This is a genomic window from Mycolicibacterium sp. XJ879 (assembly GCF_053483935.1).
The window spans coordinates 1-22,523 of record NZ_JBEFTH010000014.1 but is presented as its reverse complement, the minus strand read 5'-3'; the positions used below and the strand labels follow the sequence as shown (position 1 = coordinate 22,523).

General features: G+C 66.6%; 28 protein-coding genes. 13 read left to right on the top strand and 15 right to left on the bottom strand.

The window, feature by feature from the left end; genetic code table 11:
- The first annotated feature begins 2 nt into the window (after positions 1-2).
- On the top strand, positions 3-1,214 hold the full coding sequence (locus ABQF13_RS22650) for an Rv3212 family protein (RefSeq protein ID WP_448395040.1): 1,212 nt from the start codon (positions 3-5) through the stop codon (positions 1,212-1,214).
- Positions 1,215-1,308: 94 nt separating this feature from the next.
- On the opposite strand, the gene ABQF13_RS22645 is transcribed toward ABQF13_RS22650, so the two are convergent.
- The gene (locus tag ABQF13_RS22645) at positions 1,309-2,112 is read right to left on the bottom strand and encodes a ParA family protein (protein ID WP_448395039.1); all 804 of its coding nucleotides are present in this window, start codon (positions 2,110-2,112) and stop codon (positions 1,309-1,311) included.
- A gap of 51 nt (positions 2,113-2,163) precedes the next feature.
- Here ABQF13_RS22645 and ABQF13_RS22640 point away from each other — a divergent pair, with 51 nt between their 5' ends.
- The 3 genes from ABQF13_RS22640 to ABQF13_RS22630 are packed head-to-tail and all read left to right on the top strand — an operon-like array spanning position 2,164 to position 4,378.
- Positions 2,164-2,808: an acid phosphatase gene (locus tag ABQF13_RS22640; protein WP_448395038.1), complete on the top strand. Its 645-nt coding sequence runs from the start codon at positions 2,164-2,166 to the stop codon at positions 2,806-2,808.
- Positions 2,805-3,899, top strand: a complete 1,095-nt coding sequence (locus tag ABQF13_RS22635; RefSeq protein WP_448395037.1) for an isochorismate synthase — start codon at positions 2,805-2,807, stop codon at positions 3,897-3,899. The genes ABQF13_RS22640 and ABQF13_RS22635 overlap by 4 nt, the downstream gene beginning before the upstream one ends.
- Complete coding sequence (locus ABQF13_RS22630) at positions 3,896-4,378, top strand: GNAT family N-acetyltransferase (RefSeq protein WP_448395036.1); 483 nt, start codon at positions 3,896-3,898, stop codon at positions 4,376-4,378. The genes ABQF13_RS22635 and ABQF13_RS22630 overlap by 4 nt, the downstream gene beginning before the upstream one ends.
- Here ABQF13_RS22630 and ABQF13_RS22625 read toward each other — a convergent pair.
- Positions 4,330-4,767: a hypothetical protein gene (locus tag ABQF13_RS22625; protein ID WP_448395035.1), complete on the bottom strand. Its 438-nt coding sequence runs from the start codon at positions 4,765-4,767 to the stop codon at positions 4,330-4,332. The genes ABQF13_RS22630 and ABQF13_RS22625 overlap by 49 nt on opposite strands.
- Positions 4,768-4,809: 42 nt before the next feature.
- On the bottom strand, positions 4,810-5,829 hold the full coding sequence (locus tag ABQF13_RS22620) for a 3-hydroxybutyryl-CoA dehydrogenase (protein ID WP_448395034.1): 1,020 nt from the start codon (positions 5,827-5,829) through the stop codon (positions 4,810-4,812).
- Between the two features lie 83 nt (positions 5,830-5,912).
- Here ABQF13_RS22620 and ABQF13_RS22615 point away from each other — a divergent pair, with 83 nt between their 5' ends.
- Positions 5,913-6,878: a diacylglycerol/lipid kinase family protein gene (locus ABQF13_RS22615; RefSeq protein ID WP_448395033.1), complete on the top strand. Its 966-nt coding sequence runs from the start codon at positions 5,913-5,915 to the stop codon at positions 6,876-6,878.
- Between the two features lie 237 nt (positions 6,879-7,115).
- Entirely contained in the window at positions 7,116-7,370 is a 255-nt protein-coding gene (locus ABQF13_RS22610; protein WP_448395032.1) for a WhiB family transcriptional regulator, read from the top strand.
- Positions 7,371-7,576: 206 nt separating this feature from the next.
- Here the strand turns inward: ABQF13_RS22610 and ABQF13_RS22605 are convergent, their stop codons facing one another.
- On the bottom strand, positions 7,577-9,064 hold the full coding sequence (locus tag ABQF13_RS22605) for a two-component system sensor histidine kinase PdtaS (RefSeq protein ID WP_448395031.1): 1,488 nt from the start codon (positions 9,062-9,064) through the stop codon (positions 7,577-7,579).
- A 68-nt stretch (positions 9,065-9,132) separates the two neighbouring features.
- The gene (locus tag ABQF13_RS22600) at positions 9,133-9,348 is read right to left on the bottom strand and encodes a biotin/lipoyl-binding carrier protein (protein WP_448395092.1); all 216 of its coding nucleotides are present in this window, start codon (positions 9,346-9,348) and stop codon (positions 9,133-9,135) included.
- A 170-nt stretch (positions 9,349-9,518) separates the two neighbouring features.
- On the opposite strand from ABQF13_RS22600, the gene ABQF13_RS22595 reads away from it, so the two are divergent.
- Positions 9,519-9,611 (top strand): 50S ribosomal protein bL37, encoded by a 93-nt coding sequence (locus tag ABQF13_RS22595; RefSeq protein ID WP_090355725.1) that lies wholly within the window; start codon positions 9,519-9,521, stop codon positions 9,609-9,611.
- On the opposite strand, the gene rsrA is transcribed toward ABQF13_RS22595, so the two are convergent.
- The gene (gene rsrA, locus ABQF13_RS22590; RefSeq protein ID WP_448395030.1) at positions 9,608-9,916 is read right to left on the bottom strand and encodes a mycothiol system anti-sigma-R factor; all 309 of its coding nucleotides are present in this window, start codon (positions 9,914-9,916) and stop codon (positions 9,608-9,610) included. The two genes, ABQF13_RS22595 and rsrA, sit on opposite strands and share 4 nt — an antisense overlap.
- Positions 9,913-10,572 carry a sigma-70 family RNA polymerase sigma factor gene (locus ABQF13_RS22585; protein WP_448395091.1) on the bottom strand — a complete coding sequence of 220 codons (660 nt, stop codon included), beginning with the start codon at positions 10,570-10,572 and terminating at the stop codon, positions 9,913-9,915. The genes rsrA and ABQF13_RS22585 overlap by 4 nt, the downstream gene beginning before the upstream one ends.
- A 249-nt stretch (positions 10,573-10,821) precedes the next feature.
- Between ABQF13_RS22585 and ybaK the strand changes: the two genes are divergently transcribed.
- From ybaK to ABQF13_RS22570, 3 genes are all read left to right on the top strand, one after another.
- Positions 10,822-11,319: a Cys-tRNA(Pro) deacylase gene (ybaK, locus tag ABQF13_RS22580; protein WP_448395029.1), complete on the top strand. Its 498-nt coding sequence runs from the start codon at positions 10,822-10,824 to the stop codon at positions 11,317-11,319.
- 102 nt (positions 11,320-11,421) lie between these two features.
- Complete coding sequence (locus tag ABQF13_RS22575; RefSeq protein ID WP_448395028.1) at positions 11,422-12,270, top strand: SDR family oxidoreductase; 849 nt, start codon at positions 11,422-11,424, stop codon at positions 12,268-12,270.
- Entirely contained in the window at positions 12,228-13,118 is an 891-nt protein-coding gene (locus ABQF13_RS22570) for a thioesterase family protein (protein ID WP_448395027.1), read from the top strand. Before ABQF13_RS22575 ends, ABQF13_RS22570 begins: the two co-directional genes overlap by 43 nt.
- Positions 13,119-13,123: 5 nt before the next feature.
- Here the strand turns inward: ABQF13_RS22570 and ABQF13_RS22565 are convergent, their stop codons facing one another.
- From ABQF13_RS22565 to ABQF13_RS22540, 6 genes are all read right to left on the bottom strand, one after another.
- A complete protein-coding gene (locus ABQF13_RS22565) occupies positions 13,124-13,969 on the bottom strand; it encodes an enoyl-CoA hydratase/isomerase family protein (protein WP_448395026.1) in 846 nt (281 codons plus the stop codon).
- On the bottom strand, positions 13,966-14,565 hold the full coding sequence (locus tag ABQF13_RS22560) for a TetR/AcrR family transcriptional regulator (protein ID WP_448395025.1): 600 nt from the start codon (positions 14,563-14,565) through the stop codon (positions 13,966-13,968). The genes ABQF13_RS22565 and ABQF13_RS22560 overlap by 4 nt, the downstream gene beginning before the upstream one ends.
- A gap of 76 nt (positions 14,566-14,641) precedes the next feature.
- Positions 14,642-14,884 (bottom strand): hypothetical protein, encoded by a 243-nt coding sequence (locus ABQF13_RS22555; RefSeq protein WP_448395090.1) that lies wholly within the window; start codon positions 14,882-14,884, stop codon positions 14,642-14,644.
- Positions 14,885-14,886: 2 nt separating this feature from the next.
- Positions 14,887-15,750, bottom strand: coding sequence for an oxygenase MpaB family protein (locus ABQF13_RS22550; RefSeq protein WP_448395024.1), 864 nt, complete (start codon positions 15,748-15,750; stop codon positions 14,887-14,889).
- Complete coding sequence (locus tag ABQF13_RS22545; RefSeq protein ID WP_448395023.1) at positions 15,747-15,977, bottom strand: hypothetical protein; 231 nt, start codon at positions 15,975-15,977, stop codon at positions 15,747-15,749. Before ABQF13_RS22545 ends, ABQF13_RS22550 begins: the two co-directional genes overlap by 4 nt.
- A gap of 88 nt (positions 15,978-16,065) precedes the next feature.
- Positions 16,066-16,818, bottom strand: a complete 753-nt coding sequence (locus ABQF13_RS22540; RefSeq protein ID WP_448395022.1) for an SOS response-associated peptidase — start codon at positions 16,816-16,818, stop codon at positions 16,066-16,068.
- A gap of 98 nt (positions 16,819-16,916) precedes the next feature.
- Between ABQF13_RS22540 and aroA the strand changes: the two genes are divergently transcribed.
- From aroA to ABQF13_RS22525, 3 genes are all read left to right on the top strand, one after another.
- Positions 16,917-18,191, top strand: coding sequence for a 3-phosphoshikimate 1-carboxyvinyltransferase (gene aroA / locus ABQF13_RS22535; RefSeq protein WP_448395089.1), 1,275 nt, complete (start codon positions 16,917-16,919; stop codon positions 18,189-18,191).
- Positions 18,188-19,168 carry a ribosome small subunit-dependent GTPase A gene (rsgA, locus tag ABQF13_RS22530; protein WP_448395021.1) on the top strand — a complete coding sequence of 327 codons (981 nt, stop codon included), beginning with the start codon at positions 18,188-18,190 and terminating at the stop codon, positions 19,166-19,168. The genes aroA and rsgA overlap by 4 nt, the downstream gene beginning before the upstream one ends.
- A 95-nt stretch (positions 19,169-19,263) precedes the next feature.
- A complete protein-coding gene (locus tag ABQF13_RS22525) occupies positions 19,264-19,917 on the top strand; it encodes a class I SAM-dependent methyltransferase (protein ID WP_448395020.1) in 654 nt (217 codons plus the stop codon).
- Between the two features lie 103 nt (positions 19,918-20,020).
- Here ABQF13_RS22525 and ABQF13_RS22520 read toward each other — a convergent pair whose 3' ends face one another.
- Together ABQF13_RS22520 and ABQF13_RS22515 are read right to left on the bottom strand one after the other, a co-directional pair.
- Complete coding sequence (locus tag ABQF13_RS22520) at positions 20,021-21,253, bottom strand: fatty acid desaturase family protein (protein ID WP_448395019.1); 1,233 nt, start codon at positions 21,251-21,253, stop codon at positions 20,021-20,023.
- 68 nt (positions 21,254-21,321) lie between these two features.
- A complete protein-coding gene (locus tag ABQF13_RS22515) occupies positions 21,322-22,458 on the bottom strand; it encodes a ferredoxin reductase (RefSeq protein WP_448395018.1) in 1,137 nt (378 codons plus the stop codon).
- Between the last annotated feature and the right edge of the window lie 65 nt (positions 22,459-22,523).

Sequence of the window (22,523 nt, the reverse complement as noted above, 5' to 3'; positions counted from 1 at the left end):
CGATGGTCAAACCCGAACGCCGCACCAAGGCCGATGTGGCCGCGGCCTTGGCGATAGTCGCGGTGGTGGCCGTCGTCATCGCGTTGGTCTGGTGGAACAGCGACGCGCGGGCCACGATCAGCCGACCGGCCGCCGAGCCCGTGCCGAAACTGACACCGGCCAAGGCGGTGCCGGACGCACTGGCGCAGCTGTGGACGGCGCCCAGCACGCAGACCCGTAGACCGCTGGTGGTGGCGGGCAGTGTGGTCACCGGGGACGGCAGCGTCGTCGAGGGTCGCGACCCGGCGACCGGGGACACGTCATGGAGTTACGCCCGCGATCTGCCGTTGTGCGGGGTCACCTATGTCTACGAGTACGCGGTCGCGGTGTATCCCGACGTCCGCGGCTGCGGACAGGTCAGCACGATCGACGCCGGCACCGGGGTGCGCGGTCCGGCCCGTTCGGGCTACGCCGACCCCGAGGTGACGCTGTCATCGGACGGCACCACCGTGTTGTCGGCGGGTGACACCCGGCTGGAGCTGTGGCGCTCCGACATGGTCAGGATGCTCAGTTACGGCGCCATCGACGCCCGCATCAAACCCGACATCCCCGTGTTGCCGCTGTGCCGGCTGGTGTCCGCGGCGGCCAGTTCGAGCGCGGTATCGGTGCTGGAGGCCTGCCCGCATGAACCAGACCTACGGCTGACGCTGCTGCGGCCGTCGGACGAGGAAGACACCCCTGAGCTGAAATACGTGCCGCTGGAGGGCGTCGCCGACGACTCGGGCGCGCGCGTCGTCGCCGTGGCGGACACCACGACGGCCGTGTACGTGCCGACCCCCCAGCCGACGGTGAACGTCATCGACGAAACCGGCGCGACCGTCGCGAGCACCCAGTTGCCCAGACCCCCGGCGGCGAACGCCACGATGTCGCGCGCCGGGGACTTGATCACCTGGTGGACCGGCGACACGGTAATGGTGTTTTCCGCCAACGGACTTCGCTACAAGTACTCGATCGCGCCGTCGGGTCCCGACATTCCGCTGGGGCCGGCGACGGTGATGGCCGGGCGGCTGCTGGTGCCTGTCACCGGAGGCTACGACCTGTTCGACCCGGCCACCGGGCAGGGCGATCGCCACATCGCGGTGGAGCGGTCACCGCATCCGACGCCGGTGGTTCCCGCGGTCGCGGGTTCGATGGTCATCGAGCAACGCGGCGACGAAGTGGTCGCCTTGGGCTGACCCAGCCCGAGCGCCGCGCCACGAGCCGCACCGAGATCGACGATATGGCGCGATTTACTCGCAGTTTCCCGCCCGTTCGTCCCTTTCGGCGTCTTTAGAGCTCGGGGGTGAAGGTGGGGAGTTGTTTGCCGTTCTTCCAGTACTTGAGCAGCGCGGCGGCCAAATCCCGATAGGCCAACGAACCCTTGTTCTTGCGCGCCGCCAGCACCGAGGAGCCCGAAGCCGAAGCCTCGGCGAACCGCACGGTGCGCGGAATCGGCGGCGCCAGCACCGGCAGGTCGTAGCGGTCGGCGACGTCGAGCAACACGTCGCGGCTGTGCGTGGTGCGCGAGTCGTACAGCGTGGGCAAGGCGCCCAGCAGCTTCAGGTCGGCGTTGGTGATCTGCTGGACGTCGGTGATCGTGCGCAGGAACTGGCCGACGCCGCGGTGCGCCAGCGTCTCGCACTGCAGGGGCACGATGACGTCATCAGATGCGGTCAACCCGTTGAGCGTGAGCACCCCCAACGATGGCGGGCAGTCGATGATCACCACGTCGAACCGGTCGCCGAGCTTGGCCAGCGCCCGCTTGAGCGCATACTCGCGACCCGCCCGCATCAACAGCATGGCCTCCGCGCCCGCCAGGTCGATGTTGGCCGGCAGCAGGGCCATCCCCTCGATCGTGTCGACCAGCGCGGCATCGGGTTCCACCTCGCCGAGCAGCACCTCGTGGATCGAGACCGCCAGCTTGTCGGGGTCCTGCCCGAGCGAAAACGTCAGACACCCTTGCGGGTCAAGGTCCACCAGCAGCACTCGGCGCCCCTGTTCGACCATCGCCGCACCCAGGGAAGCCACCGTCGTCGTCTTGGCCACGCCACCCTTTTGGTTTGCGACCGCAAGAACCCGCGTCACACTTCCCATCCTGGCACGTGCTCGCGACTTGCGACGCGCCGTGGGGCAGAATTCGTGGGCGTGGGCGACGAGCCACTGCGGCGAGGACCAGAAAGCGGTGCCGAACGGCACCGGCTGCTGCTGCTTCGCCACGGTGAGACCGAATGGTCGCGTTCCGGTCAGCACACCGGACGCACCGACCTCGACCTCACCGACACCGGTCGCGCACAGGCCAAGCTGGCCGCCGACGCGCTCGCGGTACTGGACCTCGACAACCCGCTGGTGGTTTCCAGCCCGCGCCACCGCGCGCTGGTCACCGCCGAACTGGCCGGGCTGACCGTCGACGGTGTCTCACCCCTGTTGGCCGAATGGGACTACGGCGACTACGAGGGCCTCACCACCGCAGAGGTCCGGCGAAGCGTCCCCGACTGGCTGGTTTGGACGCACGGCTGCCCCGGCGGCGAGACGGTCCAGCAGGTCAGCGACCGCGCCGACCGCGCTATCGAGTATGCGTTGGAGCACATGCGATCTCGTGATGTGCTGTTCGTCGGACACGGCCATTTTTCGCGCGCCGTGGTGACCCGCTGGGTGGAGCTTGCGTTGCAGGACGGGATCAGGTTCGCGATGGTCGCCGCGTCGATCGCGGTGTGCGGCTACGAGCACGGCGTGCGTCAGATCAGCGCACTGGGACTGACGGGCCATCGCCACCCGTGCCTGCCGACATGACGCGCGAACCCTGCTTCGTCCTGGTCTCCGGCGGCGCCGTCGTCGCCGAAGGGGTGCACACCGCCTTCCCCAACGTCGCTGACGCGCGAGCCGCGTTAGCCTCCCACAGCGCGCCTATCATCGTGGGCGCCTTACCTTTTGACATGTCCAAACCGGCGGCGCTGATGCGGCCGCAGGCGGTACAGTTCCTCGACGAACCACCGCAGTGGCCGCTGCGTGCGCTGCCGTCTGTACGCATCGTCGAAACCAGGCCCGCACCCGAGGAACACCGGGCACGCGTTGAGGCCGCGTTGCAGCGGCTGCGCGACCCGGACAGCGCGATGCACAAAGTCGTGTTGGCCCGCACGCTGCGGTTGGCAGCCGACGGTCCGATCGACGCCCGCACCGTCGTGAACCGCCTGGTGGTCGCCGACCCGACAGCAAATGCGTTTCTCGCCGATCTGACCGCGGCAGGCGGAGGCTACTCCGGATCCGCCCTGGTGGGGGCCAGCCCCGAACTCTTGGTGGCGCGCCGCGGCGATCAGGTGGTGTGCGCGCCGTTCGCCGGCTCTGCCCCCCGGCTTTCCGATCCCGAGGCCGACGAGGCCAGCGGCGCTGCGCTGGCCGCATCGAGCAAGGACCGCTACGAGCACCAACTGGTAGTGGACGCGATCCGAGATGCGCTCGATCCGCTCTGCACGGACCTCGACATCGCGCCGGAACCCAAACTCCGCAAGACCGACGCAGTCTGGCATCTCTACACCATGATCAGCGGCCAGGTGCGCGATAAGTCCACCACTGCAATGGATCTGGCTGTCGCACTGCATCCCACCCCGGCGGTCGGGGGTGTGCCCGCCGATGCGGCCGCCGATCTGATCACCGAGTTGGAAGGCGACCGCGGCTTCTACGCCGGCGCCGTGGGCTGGTGTGATCAGCGCGGCGACGGCCGCTGGGTGGTGTCCATCCGGTGCGCGCAGTTGTCCGCCGACCGGCGCACGGCAACCGCTTATTCGGGCGGGGGCATCGTCGCCGAATCCGATCCCGACGACGAAGTCGCCGAGACCACAAGCAAGTTCACCACGATCCTGTCGGCCCTGCAGGCCCAGCCATGACCGAACTCATCCGTCGCGTCCGCCCGGGCGACGAGGCGGAGTTGACGGCGATGGTCCACGAACTCGCCGCCTTCGAACACGCCAGCGACCAATGTACGGTCACCGAAAGTCAGGTATATGCAGCGCTTTTCGGCGATACGCCGATTGTGTTCGGGCACCTCGCCGAGGTCGACGGTGAGGTCGCGGCCGGGGCCTTGTGGCTCCGCAACTTCTCGACATGGGACGGTGTGGCCGGTATCTATCTGGAAGACCTCTACGTCCGTCGGCAGTTTCGCCGGCGCGGCCTGGCCCGCAAAATCCTTGCCACGCTGGCCCGCGAGTGCGTCGACAACGGCTACACCCGGTTGACGTGGGCGGTGCTGGACTGGAACATCGACGCGATCGCGCTCTACGACGCCGTCGGCGGCAAGCCGCAGACCGACTGGATCACCTACCGGGTGTCGGGCCCGGAGTTGTCCGCCTTGGCCGCTGAACTCTGACCGGTGTCGGAAGCCGCCACCCACTGCAGCGTGGACGGGCTGAACAGCAGCCCCAGCGTGATCAGCGCCAGGATCGCCACGACCCCGCCGTAGACCCACTGATGTGAGCCGATCGCCATGTACCAGGCCACCGGAAGCAGCAGCAGCTGCGCAAACACCGCGATGCCGCGGCCCCAGCGCCGACCGGTCCACAGCGCCCATCCCGCGGCGGCGACCCCGCCGCCGATGATCGCGAACCAGGCGGCGGTGCCGAAGAAGTTCATCCCCGGCTGGTCGGTACCGGACAACCCGCTCACCAGGTAGACCAGCGCGGCCATCAGCCCACCGAGGCCTTCGAGGCCGACCAGGACGGCGGCCTGGCGCACGGTTGACGGTGAGGGAACGGTCATATCCGTAGGTTAGCGACTGATGCGCCGGAGAACCTCTGTCGCCTATTTGGAGTAGGTGAAGAACCCGCGTCCGGTCTTGCGGCCGAGTTCACCGGCCTCTACCTTGCGTAGCAACAGCGCAGGCGGGGCATACAGCTGCTCTTTGGTCTCGGCGTACATCGACTCGGCCACCGCCATCGTGGTGTCGAGTCCGATGAGGTCGGTCAGCGCGAGCGGACCCATCGGGTGGTTACAGCCGCCGACCATCGCTTTGTCGATGTCTTCTGCGCTGGCAAGACCCGCATCCGCCATACGGATCGCCGACAGTAGATAGGGAATCAGCAGAGCGTTGACGATGAAGCCGGCGCGGTCCTTGGCCGTGACAACGGTCTTACCCAGTTGTTCGTTCGCGAATGCCATGGCGCGGCTTACGCTTTCGTCCGACGTGACCTGACACGGAATGATCTCGACCAGCGGCATGACCGGCGCCGGATTGAAGAAGTGCAGGCCGAGGACGCGCTCCGGGCGTTCCGTGGCGGCCGCCAGCTGCATGATCGGGATGGATGACGTGTTGCTCGTGATCAGTGCATCGGTGCGGACGATCTTCCCGAGAGCGGCGAAGATTTCGGATTTGACCCCGAGGTCCTCGACGACTGCTTCGACTACCAGATCGCAATGGGCTAGCTCTTCGAGCCTTTCGGTAAAGCGGATGCGTCCTCTGATGTCGTCGCGCTCACTTTGTGTGAGTTTGGCTTTGCGGACCGCGGCGTCCAGCGAGGTATCGAGTCGGCGGATGCTCGCCTCGATCAGCTCATTGTTGATCTCGCGCAACACGACGTCGACGCCCGCGCGAGCCGATACCTCCGCGATACCGGAACCCATGATGCCGCCGCCGATGATCCCTACGGCTTTCGCCACTTTCGCTCCCTTCGGAGGGCATGCGTCCGGCAGCCACGCCGGTGCCCTGATGTGATCGACATGGTAACCAACCGCAGACCGCGGTCTCATTGCCAGCAGGCCCCGTACAAGCCACGTCACGACTGCTGCGAACAGCGCTTCGTCCGCTATCACCGCGACCGCCAAGCCGACAACTTGGACCGCCGGCAAGGTGCAAGCCGCCGAGCGCACCCTGACCCCCGTCGGCCGTCCCGATAAGCTGACGCCCCGTGCGCGCCGTCCTGATCGTGAACCCGAACGCGACGTCGACGACGCCGGCTGGGCGTGACCTGTTGGCCCACGCGCTGGAAAGCCGCGTCGAGCTGGCGGTCGTACACACCGACCACCGCGGCCACGCCATCGAGATCGCCCGCGACAGCGCCCGCGATGGCGTCGACGTGCTGATCGTGCACGGCGGCGACGGCACCGTCAACGAAGTGGTCAACGGCATTCTGGAGGTCGGAGGGCCTGGTGCGGCCGCACCCGCAGTCGGCGTCGTCCCCGGCGGTTCGGCCAACGTTTTCGCCCGCGCACTGGGCATCAGCCCGGACCCGATCGAAGCGACCAACCAGCTCGTCGACCTACTGTCGAGCTACCGACGCCACAAGACCTGGCGGCGGATCGGGTTGATGGACTGTGGGGAGCGCTGGGGCGTGTTCACCGCGGGCATGGGTGTCGACGGCGATGTTGTGGCCGCCGTCGAGGCGCAACGCAGCAAGGGACGCAAGGTCACCGCGTCCCGCTATATCCGGGTAGCGATCCGCGAAGTGTTGGCGAGCACCCGCAAAGAGCCGTCGCTCACGCTGCATATGCCTGACCGCGAACCAGTGACCGGTGTGCACTTCGCTTTCGTGTCGAACGCCAGCCCGTGGACATACGCCAACAGCCGACCGGTCTGGACGAACCCGACGACCACCTTCGAGACCGGCCTGGGTGTATTCGCCACGACCAGCATGAACGTCGGGGCGAATCTGCGGCTGGTGCGGCAGATGCTGTCGCGGCGGCCGCGCATCGAAGCCAAGCACTTGGTCCGCGACGATGATCTGCCGTGGCTGCGGGTGACGAGCGACACGGCGGTGGCATGCCAGATCGACGGTGACTACCTGGGCCGGCGCGACTCGATGACGTTCACTGCCGTTCCCGACGCGCTCGGCGTGCTCGCACCTCCTGCGATTTCTCCGCCTGACCTGCAGTAATAACATTCTGCGGTCCGATTGAGGGCGCAGGTGGATCAAGCGTAGTACAAACGATTGAGTGATCCGCTAACACCTCCTTCTAGTGAGATTGCGCACTTGTTAACTGATGAGTGTTGACATCTGTCCAGCCTGTGAAAGCATCGATAGCAACCAGTGCAGAAACATTTCCCTTTGCACGCGTTGACAGCCGAAGAAAAGCTCGTGCGCCCCGCTGCGCACATGTAAGGAGTTGTGATTATGGATTGGCGCCACAAGGCGGTCTGTCGTGACGAGGATCCGGAACTGTTCTTCCCAGTGGGGAACAGCGGGCCGGCGCTCGCGCAGATCGCCGACGCGAAGCTCGTCTGCAATCGTTGCCCCGTCACCACCGAGTGCCTCACCTGGGCATTGGAGTCCGGCCAGGACGCCGGCGTGTGGGGCGGCATGAGCGAGGACGAGCGGCGCGCGCTGAAGCGACGCAATGCCCGCACCAAGGCCCGCAGCAGCGTCTAACCGCAGTACAGACCAATAGATTTACGGCCCCGGTGAAAATCGGGGCCGTAAACGTGTGCGAATTCAATTAGGGCCAGTTCGCGATACAAATAGCCAATTCGCGCAATTGTTGCGCGGCTCGGCACCGCTCGTCATTGCGCGGCTCGGCCGACCTCGTCATTGCGCGGCTCGGCCGCCCTCGTCATTGCGCGGCTCGGCCGCCCTCGTCATTGCGCGGCTCGGCCGCGGCGGCCGATCGGGACCCGCAACACCGCCTCCGTTCCCCCATCGCGCCCATCGCGCATATCCAACGAGCCATCCAGCTCCGCGGACACCAACGTCCGCACGATCTGCAGACCCAACCGGTCGGACTTCTCCAGGCTGAACCCCTCGGGTAGACCACGACCGTCGTCATGGACGATGACGTCAAGCCACCGCGCCGAGCGCTCGGCACGAATCGTCACGCAACCCTGCTCGGTGGACCCGTCGAAGGCATGCTCGATCGCGTTCTGCACCAGCTCGGTGATGACCATGATCAACGCCGTGGCCCGGTCGGCGTCGAGCACCCCGAGGTCGCCGACGCGGGTGATGCGCATCGGACTGCCCACTGTCGCAACGTCATTCATGATCGGAACGATCCGGTCCACGACCTCGTCGAGGTTGACCTCTTCGTCCACTGACATCGACAGCGCGTCGTGCACCAGCGCGATCGACGACACACGGCGCACCGATTCCATCAGCGCCTCACGGCCCTCGGCATTGTTGGTGCGCCGGGCCTGCAGGCGCAGCAACGCCGCGACGGTCTGCAGGTTGTTCTTCACCCGGTGGTGGATCTCGCGGATGGTGGCGTCCTTGGACAGCAGGGCGCGGTCGCGGCGCTTGACCTCGGTGACATCGCGGATCAGCACGATCGCGCCGACGGGCCTGCCACCGCCCACCAACGGCAGCGTGCGCAGCAGCACAGCGGCACCGCCCGCGTCGACTTCCATGCGCATGCTCGACCCGCCGCTCAGCGAGTCGCGCACGTGCTCGGCCAGTTCCTCGGCCTCGAACGGATCGGAGATCAGCGGCCGTGTCACCTCGACGAGGTCATGCCCCTCGAGTTCGGCGGGCAAACCCATCCGGTGATAGGCCGATATCGCGTTCGGGCTGGCGAACACCACCACGCCGCCCTCGTCGAGGCGGATGAAACCATCGCCGACGCGGGGGCTGGAACGCGACACCGCAAGATCGCCGACGTTGGGAAAGGTGCCCTCCGACACCATGTGCAGCAGATCGCCCGCAGAGTCCAGGTATGCGCTTTCCAGCGGGCTGGCTTTGCGCGACGCCAACGCCGTTTGGTGGGTGAGCACCGCAACGACCTCGTTGTCGTAGCGCACCGGCACCGCCTCCACATTGAGCCCGGGCGAAACCGGTTGTCCCGCACCGTCTCCCACGCCGATACTGCCCGACTCGAAGGCCGCGGCGACGACGGGCATGTCCGTCGGCGCGGCCAGCGTGCTGACCGCGTCGGCCAGCAGCACCGTCGGCGCGGTGTTGGGGCGTACCTGCGCCACGCACACCAGGGAGCCGTCGTCGCGGCGGACCCACATCAGGAAGTCGGCGAAGGACAGATCGGCCAGCAGCTGCCATTCCCCCACCACCGCGTGCAGATGGTCAACCGCGTTGCCGGGCAACATGGTGTGCTCGGCAAGCAGGTCACCGAGAGTCGACATGTTGGCTAGGGGCGGTTTCGGCGTAGTTGGTCACGCAAATCGTGACCAAGTACACCCAAATCACGGTCTCAGCTGATTACTGCGATGAGGTCGCCGGCCTGGATGACGTCACCGACCGAAACGCTGACCTTGCTGACCGTGCCTGCCACCTCGGCCAGCACGGGGATCTCCATCTTCATCGACTCCAGCAGCACCAGGGTGTCGCCCGCGCCGATCTGATCGCCCTCGTTAACCACGACCTCGAGCACACTGGCCACGATTTCCGCGCGAACATCCTCGGCCATCTTCACCCCTTCGCAGTACATGTCGTGGGCATCCAGATCCGGCTGCCTGCCGCGTCTATCGAACCACAACCACGCGATGGCAGCGGTGTCGGCGGGCCATGACACAATGGTTGGGCTGCGTCCGCCGTGCGGCGGACCTCTCAAACCCTTGACTTATACGGAGGAATATCATGGCCAAACGTGGCCGTAAGAAGCGTGACCGCAAGCACACGAAGGCCAACCACGGAAAGCGGCCGAACGCCGGTTCGAAGTCGGTGCGTTAACCGCCGCGGATGATCGTGGTGCGGCTGATCTCGATGCGCAGCCGCTCGCGGAGGCTCTCAGGGGCCTTCTCACCGCCGCATTTCTTGGCGATCAATTTTTTGACCCGCTCCTCGACGCCGTAGTGCCGTAAGCAGGCCGGGCAGGCTTCCAGATGCTGCTTGAGCTTGTCGCGGGTCTCGGCCGTGCATTCGCCGTCGAGCAGCATCCAGACCTCGGCGATCACCGCAGCGCACTCGGGGTGGTCGGGGTCCACCGGACCGACCGGCGGGGTCCATCGCTCGTCGGAATCCGAACGCTCGCTCATGAGGACACCTCCTCAGGGGTGTCCAGCTGTCCCCGGACGAAGCCACGGTCGCGCGCCACATCGGCGAGCAGCTCGCGAAGCTGGCGCCTGCCCCGGTGCAACCGGGACATCACCGTGCCAATCGGTGTGTCCATGATCTCGGCGATCTCCTTGTATGGAAAGCCCTCCACGTCGGCGTAGTACACCGCCATCCTGAAGTCCTCCGGCAAAGCCTGCAACGCTTCCTTGATCTCGCTGTCGGGAAGCCCCTCGAGCGCCTCCACCTCAGCGGACCGCAGCCCCGTCGAGGAATGCGAGGCGGTCTCTGCCAGCTGCCAGTCGGTGATCTCCTCAGTGGGATACACCGCCGGCTGCCGCTGCCTCTTGCGGTAGGTGTTGATGTAGGTGTTGGTCAGGATGCGGTACAGCCACGCCTTCAGGTTGGTGCCCTCACGGAACGAGCGAAAGCCGGCGTAGGCCTTCACCATGGTTTCCTGCAGCAGGTCCTCGGCGTCGGCCGGATTGCGCGTCATGCGCAGCGCGCCGCCGTACAGCTGGTCGAGCAGCGGAATCGCGTCACGCTCGAACCGGGCTGTCAGCTCCTCATCGGTTTCTTGACGTTCGGGCGCCGACGTTTCGGGCGCGCCGTCGCGCGCTGCGCCGTCGGAGTCGGTCATCGTGGGGAACACCGTCCCTTCTGTCGTGGTGCCGCCGAAAAGGTCAGCCAAATCCACCGGACGTAACCGCACGTCCATGGCCATCGTGGGCACCGAGACCCCCTTCTCGCAATCCTAGAGGTAATAACCGACATGTGACCCGGCCGCCCAAAGCAGCCGGGTTCTGGTCCGAATAACAAGACGACCACCTGCAGTTGTTCCCTGCCCGGTACGAAACGGGCGGTCGCCACCCGGCACTAGGCTGAGCCGATGGCACGCGCGGCGACCCCGGCGATCAGGGCCCTGCTGGTTGCCGAAATTCCCCACGAGGTGCTTCAGTACGACCACGACCCCCGCCACGAGTCCTACGGCGACGAAGCCGTCCAGGAACTCGTGCGGGTCCAGGGCGTCGACCCGCAGCAGGTGTTCAAGACGCTGGTGGTGGCCTCGGAGGCGTTGCCCAAGGGCCTCGGTGTCGCGGTGTTGCCGGTGCGAAAGAAACTGTCGCTGAAGGCCGTCGCGGCCGCACTGGGCGTGCCGAAGGTGACGATGTCCGAACCGGGCGCCGCTGAACGTGCCACCGGCTACGTCGTCGGGGGAATCTCGCCGTTTGGCCAGCGCAAGACGCTGCCCACGGTCGTCGACGCGTCCGCGATGCGGTGGAACCGGGTGCTGTGCAGCGCCGGAAAACGCGGTTGGGAGGTCGCGGTGCACCCGCAGGACCTGATCGGGCTCACCGCGGCCGTCGTCGCCGACATCCAAGCCTGACACCGGCCGCGAACGTGGGTTACCGACACGCTCCCGCGCCCCGAAGCGTGCCAAAAGGCCACACTCGGCGGTCGGACGGCGTGCAGGTCATAGGGTGAGCCCATGTCGCTATCCGGTAAAACCATGTTCATCTCCGGCGCGAGCCGCGGTATCGGCCTGGCCATCGCCAAGCGCGCCGCCGCCGATGGCGCCAACATCGCGTTGGTCGCCAAGACCGCCGAGCCGCACCCAAAGCTGCCGGGCACCGTGTACACCGCGGCCAAGGAAATCGAGGAGGCCGGTGGGCAGGCGTTGCCGATCGTCGGCGACATCCGCGACGGCGACTCGGTGAGCGCCGCGGTCGCCAAGACGGTCGAGCAGTTCGGCGGCATCGACATCTGCGTGAACAATGCCTCGGCGATCAACCTGGGTTCCATCACCGAGGTGCCACTCAAACGCTTCGATCTGATGAACGGCATCCAGGTGCGCGGCACCTACGCGGTTTCGCAGGCATGCATTCCGCACATGATCGGCCGTGACAATCCCCATATCCTTACGCTGTCACCGCCGATCCGGCTCGAGCCCCAGTGGCTCAAACCCACCGCATACATGATGGCCAAGTACGGAATGTCGTTGTGCGCGTTGGCGATCGCCGAAGAGATGCGCGATCAGGGCATCGCTTCCAACACGCTGTGGCCGCGCACCATGGTGGCCACCGCGGCGGTTCAGAACCTGCTCGGCGGTGACGAGGCGATGGCCCGGTCCCGCAAGCCCGACGTCTACGCCGATTCGGCCTACGCCGTGTTGAACAAACCCGCGCGCGAGTACACCGGCAACAGCCTGCTGTGTGAGGACGTGCTGCTGGAATCCGGTGTCACCGACCTCTCGGTGTACAACTGCGTCCCGGATGCAGAGTTGGGCGTCGACCTGTGGGTGGACACGCCCAACCCGCCGGGATACACCGGGCCGTAGCGGTGCTCAACGGCGACGACTTCGAACTCGACGGGGGACGGCACGACGCGCAGACCAGCCGGTACGCGCGCGAACTGCCGCAGCACTGGTGCTTCGACGGCCGCGCGTTCGGCGGGTACACCTCGGCGCTGGCGCTCGCCGCGGTGTTCGCCCACAGCGGCAGGCCCGCAGCGGCATCGCTGTCGGTGACGTTCGTGGAGGCCGGTGTCCCCGGGCCGGTCGAGCTCGTCGCACGGACCGTCCGCGACGGCAAGGCCGCCCACGCGGTGGAAGCCACCATCAGCCAGGGCGGCCGCACCATCCTCATCGCGAGCAGCTGGCTGGCCGATGGTTGGCTCGGTCCACCCGCGGTGGACCCTCCGGTTCCCTTCGAACGCTACGGCACAGCGACGTCACCGCTGCCCGATCCCGCCGAGGGCACGGCGCTGGACTGGCTGCGAGACGAGTGGGCGCCACTGCGGTTCGCGCACCGCCGGGGCATCGACTACCCCGACAGCATGACCCGGTTCCACCGCGGCCGACCCGAGGTGGCGCTGTGGGTGGCGGTCGATCACGGCCAAGCCGACGGTGATCCGCTGCGCCACCCCCAGATCGGTGACGTGCTGCACGCCGACGCCCACCTGTTCGACTCCCCCGGGCAGGTCACCGGCTTCGTGGACGCATGGCTGCTCAGCCTCGACCTCACGGTCACCTGGCAGCCCGGCGCCCACCTGGTGCCCTCGACGACGTGGCGGCTGTTCGAGGGCCGCGGATCGGTTGCCACCACCGCCGTGACGGCCTACGGCTCGCTGCGCGCCGACGACGGTTCGCTGCTGGCGGTGCTGACGTCACAAGGCCTGGTGCGCTGAGCGTTTCAGGTTGATTCCTGGTTCACCATGGCGTGCACACTGTCGGCGAACGCCGCCGTGGTGAAGCAGGTCGGCTCGGCGAACTCCTCGAGCGTGAGCGCGTCGGCCCAGTCCGCATCCGCCGCCGCGCGCAGCAGCGGTTTGGCCATCGCGACCGCATGCGGGGGCATTTCGCTGATCCGCGAACACCATTCGTCGGCCGCGGCCATCAGGCGGTCGTGGGTGACCACTTCCTGCACGAGTCCAAGGCGGTATGCGGTATGGGCATCGATGTGGTCGCCGCGCAGGTAGTACGCGAACGCTCCCTGGTATCCCAGCCGTCGGGTCAGCGCCCAACTGGTACCCACCTCCGGTATGAGGCCCAGCCGTCCGAACGCGGGCACGATCACCGCGCGCTCGCTGGCGATCACCAGGTCGCAGGTCAGTGCCCACGCCAGCCCCACACCGGCCGCCGCACCGTTGAGCGCGGCGATGAACACGGTCTCAGAGCCGGCGATCAACCGGGCGACGCCGCCGAACTCACGTCGAATCCACCGCCAGACGTCGGCCGTACCTTCGGGCGCGCCGAGCTGTTCGACGGCGGCATCCATCATCTTCAGATCCCCACCGGCGCTGAAACCGGGATCGGCTCCGGTCAGAACCACCGAGCGCACATCCCGGTCAGCGTCGAGATCCTTTAGGGCACACCCAAGTTGGCGTACCAGCGGGGCGGACAGCACGTTGAGCCGCTTGGGCTCGTCGAGTGTGACCACCGCCCGATCGCCGCGGCGCTCGACCCGCACCCGCCGTGGCGCGTCGGGGTTGTCGCCGGCGGCCACCATCGTCCGATACAGCGATCCTGACGGTGTCATCCTGGGTCCTTTCGTTGAATTCCGTTGATGCGCAACGCTGCCCAGGCAGCGTCGGCAAAGGTCTGGACCGCATCGGTCGGCATGGTGACCTCGGTGCCCGAGATCCAGTGGCGACTGAACTCCTGTGCCGGACCCAGCCACAGCGCGGCGGTGACGCCGATGCGCATCGGTTGCAACATCCCGTAGCGCTGGTGTGGACGCCACCAGTCGCGCACCGATTCGAAGAACGTGGCATTGGACTCGCGCAACCGCTCACTATCGAGCCGGTCCCCGAGCAGCAGCGCCGCCTCGCCCCGGTGTCTGCTCACCCAGTCGAGGTGATAAACGACGCCACCGCGGATACCGCCTTCAGCGGTGTCGTGGCCGCGCAGCGTTTCCAGGAACCCGGCCTGGTACTCGGCGATCAGCTGCGCATAGACGGCGGTGGCCAGCGCGAGCTTGTCGGGGAAGTGGTGATACAACGCGCCGACGCTGACGTTGGCCTCGCGGCGCACCTGATCCAGCGTGGCGGACACGGCGCCGTCGGCGGCGAAGCGTCGTCGCGCGACGGCAAGCAGCCGGCTCCGCGCGTCTGATCCCGTCGCACTTCCGGGCACGAGGTTTACTCTAGCCTAACCGAGGAATTCTCTGTCAAGATGGCAGAGGGCGGTCAACATAAAGGTCGACGGGGCTTCAGGCCAAGCAGACGTCGGTGCCCAACAGCATCAGCGGCCACAGCAACGCGGTCTGCACAAAGGCCGCGATGTCGGCGCCGGCGGGCAACCGGGTCTGCAACGCAATTTCGATGGCGCGCACCTGTTCGGCGTCGAAGAACGCCCACACCAGCCCGATCAGCAGATACGGGATCGCGAGCCACATCGCGATCTCGATCATCGCCTCGACACTCACCCGACGGTTCAGCACCCGGCGCAACATCGTCACACCAGCGCGCGCTGCTGCCGGACGCGGCGGCGCACGTCGGCGAGAAGGACGTAACTGCCGCCCTGGCGAATGAACACCGGTAGGAACCTGTTGCCGAACGCGACGAGCAGAAACAGCCTTTCGAATTGGCGCTGTTTGAAATCGCTCCACCGCAAACCCATCGCGTCACGGAACACCGGCGCGAGGAAGCCCGTCGTGAGGAACTTCACCAGCGGCCGAAACGGCAGGCCGAGTACGGGATTGATCATCTGCAGGTTCAGCATCCGCATCAGATAGTCGCGGACCCGGTCGTCGACGCCGATCTGGCCGCACGCCCGGTTCCAGTACGCGTCGAACTCCGCGCGGGTGGGCGGCCACTGGTCCTCGCTGACCTGCAAGGTGGTGCCCAGCGTCCATGCGGATCGGTAGAACTGCTCGGATTGTTCCGGCGTCATCTCGCCGCGCAGCAGTTGATAGGTGTCTTCCAGGCCGACGAAAAGACATGCCGCAACCCACATCTGGAGGTCTCGGTCGAAGGCGTTGTAGCGGACCGGGCTGTCCGGCGTCGATTGGACGTGGCGGTGCGATCCGTCGACCGCCTCCCGAAACGCCGCGCGGTCCTGCGGTGTCCCCAGAATCGCCACCGCCAGGTACTGGAACGTCGTTCTGGCGCGCTTCCATGGATGTTTGAGCAGGTTCCCGGAATCGACCTTGCTCTCCACGATGCCATATCCGACCCCGGGACGGGACAGTTGCATGACGACGTTGGCGGGTCCTGCGGCGAATGCCCAGAAATCCATCGCATCGGACGCCGTGACCGGTTCGGTGTCCCACCGCGCGGTGCGCCTGCGGATGGTGATGCGGTTGGTGGGGGTCGTCATGTCATGCACAACGTGGAGAACAGCAGCACCGGCCAGGTGGCGACCGAACCGAGCAGCGCGATCAGCCGGTTCACCCCCTCGGCGTTGATGGTGTTGATGTAGTCGAGGTGGAAGGCTGTCCAGACCGCTCCGACCACGAGGTAAGGCACGGCGAGGATGATGGCGGTGCCGATCCACTCGGCGATCCTCATCTCAAACGCCAACACCTTGCGGACTGCGGTGAGCACCCCCGTATGTTAATCGTGATTCATGTTTGCCATGTCGGTTTCTGCCGGAGGGGCCAGATGAGTTCGGGGCGGATGTAAATAAGGGCTCCTACAGCAGGGTGGCCTGTTCGGGTTCCGGCTCGGCCGGCTCGATCAACTCCGGACCGTTGTTGCGGACGTTGTTGACCAGCCGGGACACTTCGCGCACCTCGATGCGGTCCAGGTCGCCGTGACCACGCAGCAGACCCTCGTCGATCGGGGCGTCGGGGTTCAGCCAACGGTCCCAGTCGTTCTTGCTGATGCTCAGCGGCATCCGGTCGTGAATATCGGCCAGCGGCCCGGCCGCGTCGGTGGTGATGATCGTGCAGCTCAGCAGCGGCGCCGCGTCCTTCGGCGCGTCCTTCGGCCGCCACGTCGACCACAGCCCTGCCATGAACAACGGCTCACCGTCGGCCCCGTACATGTAGAACGGCGTCTTGGCGCCCTTCTCCCCGCGCCATTCATACCACCCGTCCATCGGCACCAGGCAGCGCTTGCTCTTCGCCGACGCTCGAAACGCCGGCGAGGTGGTCACCTTGTCGGCGCGCGCGTTGATCAGCAACGGCCCCTTGGTGTCCGGGCCGCCGTCGTCACTGGTCTTGGCCCACGGCGGCACCAGGCCCCATCGCATGGACCGAAGGCGACGCGTCGCCTCGTCCTCGGGATCGGTGTGGCGCTTGACCACGGCGCTGATGGTGGTGGTCGGTGCGACGTTGTAGTTGGGTCCGGTCGCGTCTTTCTGCGCCGCCGTGGTTTCGTCGATCGCCTTGATCTTTTCCGCCAGCAGCGCCGGATCGGTGGTCACCGCGAATCGTCCACACATACGTCCCATGGTGGCAGAAGCAGGTGACACGCAGGGGCAGGCAGGGGCAGGCAGAGATCAGGCAGGATATAGCCGTGAACACCTGGCAGGCACCGTCGATGTCCAGTCCTGTGCATGCCACGGTCACGGTGCCCGGTTCGAAATCGCTGACCAACCGGGCGTTGGTCCTCGCGGCGTTGGCGACGCCGTCGGGTCCTTCGACTGTCAGCGGGGCGCTGCGCAGCCGCGACACCGACCTGATGATCGCCGCGCTGCAGGCGGTGGGCGTCACGGTCGAGGGCGACGCCGACGAGTTGACGGTCAGCGGCGCGATCGACCCGCCGCCGGGCGCACATGTCGACTGCGGGCTGGCGGGCACCGTACTGCGGTTCGTGCCGCCGGTGGCCGCGCTGGGCACCTCGTCGGTCACCTTCGACGGTGACGAGCAGGCCCGCAGCCGTCCGATCGCACCGCTACTCGACGCGTTGGGCAGCCTCGGTGTGCACATCGACGGGGACGCGTTGCCGTTCTCGGTCCGCGGCGAAGGGGCGGTCGCCGGCGGCACAGTTCAGATCGACGCGTCGGCGTCATCGCAATTCGTTTCTGGGCTGTTGTTGTCCGCGGCGGCGTTCACCAACGGCGTGACGATCCTGCACACCGGTGCGACCGTCCCGTCGGCGCCCCATGTGGCGATGACCGTGGCGATGCTGCGCGATGCAGGCGTCGACGTTGATGACCGCCAGCCCAACCGGTGGCGCGTTGCCCCCGGCCCGATCGCCGCGCGGCACTGGACCATCGAACCCGACCTGTCCAACGCGGTGCCCTTTCTGGCGGCCGCAGTCGTCACCGGTGGCACGGTGCGCATCATGGGCTGGCCCAGAACCAGCCTCCAGCCGGCCGACTCGATCATCAAGATCCTCAAGAGGCTGGGCTCCGTTGTGCAGCACAGTGATACATATCTCGAGGTAAGCGGACCACATGCGTATGGCGGCTTCGACATCGACCTGAACGAAGTGGGCGAGCTGACGCCGGCCATCGCGGCGCTCGCGGCGCTGGCGTCGGAGGGGTCGGTGTCGCGGCTGCGCGGTGTCGCGCACCTGCGCGGCCACGAAACCGACCGGCTCGCAGCGTTGTCGGCGGAGATCAACGGCCTTGGCGGGCAGTGTGAAGAGACACCCGATGGGCTCCAGATCACCGCGCGGCCACTGCGCGGTGGGCTGTGGCGCGCCTATGCCGATCACCGGATGGCAACGGCGGGAGCCATCGTCGGGTTGCGGGTGCCCGGTGTGGAGGTCGACGACATCGACACGACATCGAAGACACTGCCCGAGTTTCCGCAGCTGTGGGCCGACATGATGTCCGGCCAGGCACTCAACCCCGAGGCAGGCGCTTGAGCTACCGCGAGTACGACGAGTCCGATGTCCGGGTGCGGCCCGGCCGAGGCACGCGGCCGCGCACCAAGATCCGGCCCGACCACGCCGATGCGCAGGAAGCCATGGTGGTGACCGTCGACCGCGGGCGGTGGGGCTGCGCGCTCGGCGGTGACCCCGCCAGTCGCATCACTGCGATGCGCGCCCGCGAACTCGGCCGCACCCCGATCGTCGTCGGCGACGACGTCGACGTGGTCGGTGACCTGTCGGGCAGACCGGACACCCTGGCGCGCATCGTGCGCCGCGGCAAACGTCGAACGGTCCTGCGGCGCACTGCAGATGACACCGACCCCACCGAACGCGTCGTCGTCGCCAACGCCGATCAGCTATTGGTCGTGGTCGCGCTGGCCGACCCGCCGCCGCGCACCGGCCTGGTCGAACGCGCGCTCATCGCCGCCTACGCCGGCGGCGTGGAGCCCATCCTGTGCCTGACCAAGACGGATCTGGCCGCGCCCGAACCGTTCGCGGCGCAGTTCGCCGACCTCGACCTGACCGTGGTGACCGCCGGACGCGACGATCCCCTCGACACCGTCGCGCCACTGCTGGCCGACAAGGTGACGGTGTTGCTCGGGCACTCCGGGGTAGGCAAGTCGACATTGGTCAATCGCCTTGTCCCCGAAGCGGAACGGGCGACCGGCGAAGTCACCGACATCGGCAGGGGCCGGCACACGTCGACGCAGTCGGTAGCGCTGCCGTTGAGCCATGGCGGCTGGGTCGTCGACACGCCGGGTATCCGTTCGTTCGGGTTGGCCCATATCGAACCCGACGACGTGGTGCTGGCGTTCTCCGATCTGGCCGAGGCCGTCGAGCAGTGTCCGCGCGGTTGCGGGCACATGGGCCCGCCGGCGGATCCGGAATGCGCCCTCGACGCGCTGTCGGGGCCCGCCGCGGGCCGCGTCGCAGCCGCACGACGACTGCTGGCGGCCCTGCGCGAAAAATAAATCTTTATGCGAGCGTGCGGGTTTGCACCCGACACGCCGTACGGTTTCCCGATTCTGTGCACGCTCGGCGACACTTAGCGCCATAGGGTTCGTGGGTGGCCGAACAGGATTTTCTGCACCGCACACGCCACGGATACGACCTGACCGCCAGGACGTACGCCGAGCGTTTCCACGAGCATCTGCGCGCCAAGCCGCTCGATCGCGCGATGCTGGCAGGTTTCGCCGGGCTGGTGGAACGCGACGGCATTGTCGCCGATATCGGATGTGGCAGCGGCGCTACCACCCAGTTGCTGACAGACCTCGGATTGGATGTCGTCGGTATCGACTTGTCGCCCAACATGATTGCCGAAGCCCGCGATCGCATCCCCGGCGTGCCTTTCCACGTCGGTTCGATGACCAATCTCGAGTTCGACGACGGCCGGTTCCACGGCATCTGTGCGTGGTACTCGGTGATCCACATTCCCGACGAGCAGCTTTCGCACGTCTTCGCCGAGTTTCGCCGGGTGTTGCGACCCCACGGGTGGCTGCTGCTGGCCTTCCAGGTGGGTGAACAACCCCGGGTCTTCGATGAAATGTTCGGCCAACACGTGTCGTTGACGTTCTACCGGCGACAGCCCGACACCGTTGCGCTACTGCTGGAGCAGGCTGGCTTCACACCGTACGCGGGCCTGGTTCGCGAGCCAGACGATGACGGCTTCGAATCCACGCCACACGCGTATCTGATGGCGCAGAACCAACCATCGGCTTAACGGCGACGCGCTCGAAGGCGTTACACGCTCGCGGCGAGCGTGCGAATTGTTGGCATCTTGAGCGGCGTGTCGCGGTCAGAGGTAACACGCTCGCGGTCAGAGGTTACGCGCTCGCGGCCAGTCGCTTCTGCCGACGCCGTGCCCTGACCGCCGCGATCGAGGACTTCAGCCCGCGACGCTGACCCGGTTCCAGTTCGGCGAACATCCGCTCGCTGCGGGTTTCGGGTGCGTCATCAGGGGTGTCGCGCAAGTACTTGTCCGGCAACGACAGCTTCGCGATGGTCCGCCACGTCTTTCCGTACTGCACAAGGAAAGACCCTGTGGTGTAGGGCAAATCGTACTTGTCGCAGATCTGGCGCACGCGGATCGAGATTTCGTGGAGCCGGTTGCTCGGCAGGTCCGGGTACAGGTGATGTTCGATCTGATGGCACAGGTTGCCGCTCATGAACCGCAACACCGGACCGTTTTCGAAGTTGGCGCTGCCCAGCATCTGCCGCAGGTACCACTGCCCCGTGCTTTCGCCGACCATGTCGGTCTTGGTGAACTTCTCTGCGCCGTCGGGGAAGTGGCCGCAGAAGATCACCGCGTTGGACCACACGTTACGGATGACATTGGCCACCGCGTTGGCCGTCAGCGTCGACCTGAACGTCGCCCCCGGTGAAAGTGACGTCAGCGCCGGATAGGCGACGTAGTCCTTGACCAACTGCGAGCCGGCTTTGCGAGCGAACTCCTGTGCCCGAATCTTGCTCTCGTCGCGGTTATCCCGACCCTTGAAGATCTTGCCGAGCTCGACGTGTTGAAGTCCGACGCCCCACTCGAAGCCGAGCGCGAGAATCGTGTTGTACAGCACGTTTCCGAGGTTGAACGGCTTCCACTTGGCATCGCGGGTGACGCGCAGCAGGCCGTAGCCCACGTCGTCGTCCATCCCGAGGATGTTCGTGTACTTGTGGTGCATGAAGTTGTGGGTGAAGCGCCAGTGCTTGGACGACCCGCTCATATCCCACTCCCACGTCGAGGAGTGGATCTCGGGATCGTTCATCCAATCCCATTGGCCGTGCATGACGTTGTGGCCGATCTCCATGTTCTCGATGATCTTGGCCACGCCGAGCGTGACGGTGCCCGCCCACCATGCCGAGCGGCGCGAGCTGGCGGCCAGGACAAGCCGAGCCGCGATCTCGAGTGCGCGCTGACCGGCGATGGTGCGCCGGATATAGCGCGCATCGCGCTCACCACGCGAGTCTTCAATGTCTTGGCGGATCGCGTCCAGCTCGACGGCCAGGCTCTCGATGTCGGCGTCGGTCAGGTGCGCGAACTCCGGTACGTCAGTGATCGCCATGGTCAGCCTCCTCTCGCGGGCCTACGTTACCGTAACCTACGTACCCGTAGGTTACCAGCCAGTAAACCTCAGACATCGAGCACACAGTCACCGGATGCCGCGGAAATGCAAGTTTGGATCCGGCTGCCCGGTTCGTGCTCGACACCCGAGCGCAGATCCCGGACGTGCCCGTCGAGCAGACCCACCACACAGGACTGGCAGATGCCCATGCGGCAACCGAAGGGCATGCGGATACCTACCTGCTCACCGGCGTCCATCAACGGTGTCGCGGCGTCGACGGTGACCGACTTACCGCTGCGCGCGAATTCCACCGTGCCGCCCTGCCCGTGCACCGCAGCCCTCGATACCGCGAACCGCTCCAGATGTAAGCGCTCGGCCAGGCCGGAAGTGCTCCACACGCGTTCAGCGGAGTCCAGCATCCCCTCGGGCCCGCAGGCCCAGGTCTGGCGCTCTCGCCAGTCGGGCACCTCGTCAGCCAACCGGGACAGGTCAAGACGCCCCTGCTCCCGTGTGACCCGCGTACGCAGCGAGTAGCCGGCATGCGCGGACGCCAACTCACCGAGTTCGGTTGCGAACAAAATATCGGATTCCGTTGGCGCGGAATGTAAATGGATAACATCGGTGATCTGGTCGCGCCGCACCAGGGTACGCAACATCGACATCACCGGCGTGATGCCGGAGCCGGCGGTGAGAAACAGCACCTTGGGTGGGGCGGGATCGGGCATGACGAAATTGCCCTGCGGCGCGGCCAGCCGCACGATCGTTCCAGGCGCTACCCCGCTGACCAGGTGGGTCGACAGGAACCCCTCGGGCATGGCTTTGACCGTGATCGTGATGGTTTTCTTCGCGGCGACCGGACTCGACGTCAACGAATACGACCGCCACCGCCAACGGCCCTCGATCAAGACCCCAATGCCGATGTATTGGCCCGGCTCGTAGTCGAAGGAAAAGCCCCACCCCGGCTTGATGACCAGGGTCGCCGAGTCGACGGTCTCCCGACGCACGTCCACGACCCGGCCTCGAAGCTCGCGCGCCGACCACAACGGGTTGGCGAGCTTGAGGTAGTCGTCGGGCAGCAACGGGGTCGTGACCCGCGCAACGACGGTGCGCAGGGCATGCAGGGCCGGGTGCCGCGCGGCGCCGGCGATCGTCGGCCGGTCGGTGTCGCGGACGTTGGCCGAGACTTTGACGGAATTCTTGGCCACGAACCTACGCTACCGTAACCTACGGTCCCGTATCCAGCCTTGGTCCCCGCGAATCCGAGCTTATG

Coding starts and splice junctions, on each gene's coding strand:
- ABQF13_RS22650 (WP_448395040.1), top strand. CDS start 3: ATGGTCAAACCCGAACGCCGCACCAAGGCCGATGTGGCCGCGGCCTTG.
- ABQF13_RS22645 (WP_448395039.1), bottom strand. CDS start 2,112: ATGGGAAGTGTGACGCGGGTTCTTGCGGTCGCAAACCAAAAGGGTGGC.
- ABQF13_RS22635 (WP_448395037.1), top strand. CDS start 2,805: ATGACGCGCGAACCCTGCTTCGTCCTGGTCTCCGGCGGCGCCGTCGTC.
- ABQF13_RS22630 (WP_448395036.1), top strand. CDS start 3,896: ATGACCGAACTCATCCGTCGCGTCCGCCCGGGCGACGAGGCGGAGTTG.
- ABQF13_RS22625 (WP_448395035.1), bottom strand. CDS start 4,767: ATGACCGTTCCCTCACCGTCAACCGTGCGCCAGGCCGCCGTCCTGGTC.
- ABQF13_RS22610 (WP_448395032.1), top strand. CDS start 7,116: ATGGATTGGCGCCACAAGGCGGTCTGTCGTGACGAGGATCCGGAACTG.
- ABQF13_RS22605 (WP_448395031.1), bottom strand. CDS start 9,064: ATGTCGACTCTCGGTGACCTGCTTGCCGAGCACACCATGTTGCCCGGC.
- ABQF13_RS22600 (WP_448395092.1), bottom strand. CDS start 9,348: ATGGCCGAGGATGTTCGCGCGGAAATCGTGGCCAGTGTGCTCGAGGTC.
- ABQF13_RS22595 (WP_090355725.1), top strand. CDS start 9,519: ATGGCCAAACGTGGCCGTAAGAAGCGTGACCGCAAGCACACGAAGGCC.
- rsrA (WP_448395030.1), bottom strand. CDS start 9,916: ATGAGCGAGCGTTCGGATTCCGACGAGCGATGGACCCCGCCGGTCGGT.
- ABQF13_RS22585 (WP_448395091.1), bottom strand. CDS start 10,572: ATGACCGACTCCGACGGCGCAGCGCGCGACGGCGCGCCCGAAACGTCG.
- ybaK (WP_448395029.1), top strand. CDS start 10,822: ATGGCACGCGCGGCGACCCCGGCGATCAGGGCCCTGCTGGTTGCCGAA.
- ABQF13_RS22575 (WP_448395028.1), top strand. CDS start 11,422: ATGTCGCTATCCGGTAAAACCATGTTCATCTCCGGCGCGAGCCGCGGT.
- ABQF13_RS22565 (WP_448395026.1), bottom strand. CDS start 13,969: ATGACACCGTCAGGATCGCTGTATCGGACGATGGTGGCCGCCGGCGAC.
- ABQF13_RS22555 (WP_448395090.1), bottom strand. CDS start 14,884: ATGTTGCGCCGGGTGCTGAACCGTCGGGTGAGTGTCGAGGCGATGATC.
- ABQF13_RS22550 (WP_448395024.1), bottom strand. CDS start 15,750: ATGACGACCCCCACCAACCGCATCACCATCCGCAGGCGCACCGCGCGG.
- ABQF13_RS22540 (WP_448395022.1), bottom strand. CDS start 16,818: ATGTGTGGACGATTCGCGGTGACCACCGATCCGGCGCTGCTGGCGGAA.
- aroA (WP_448395089.1), top strand. CDS start 16,917: ATGTCCAGTCCTGTGCATGCCACGGTCACGGTGCCCGGTTCGAAATCG.
- ABQF13_RS22520 (WP_448395019.1), bottom strand. CDS start 21,253: ATGGCGATCACTGACGTACCGGAGTTCGCGCACCTGACCGACGCCGAC.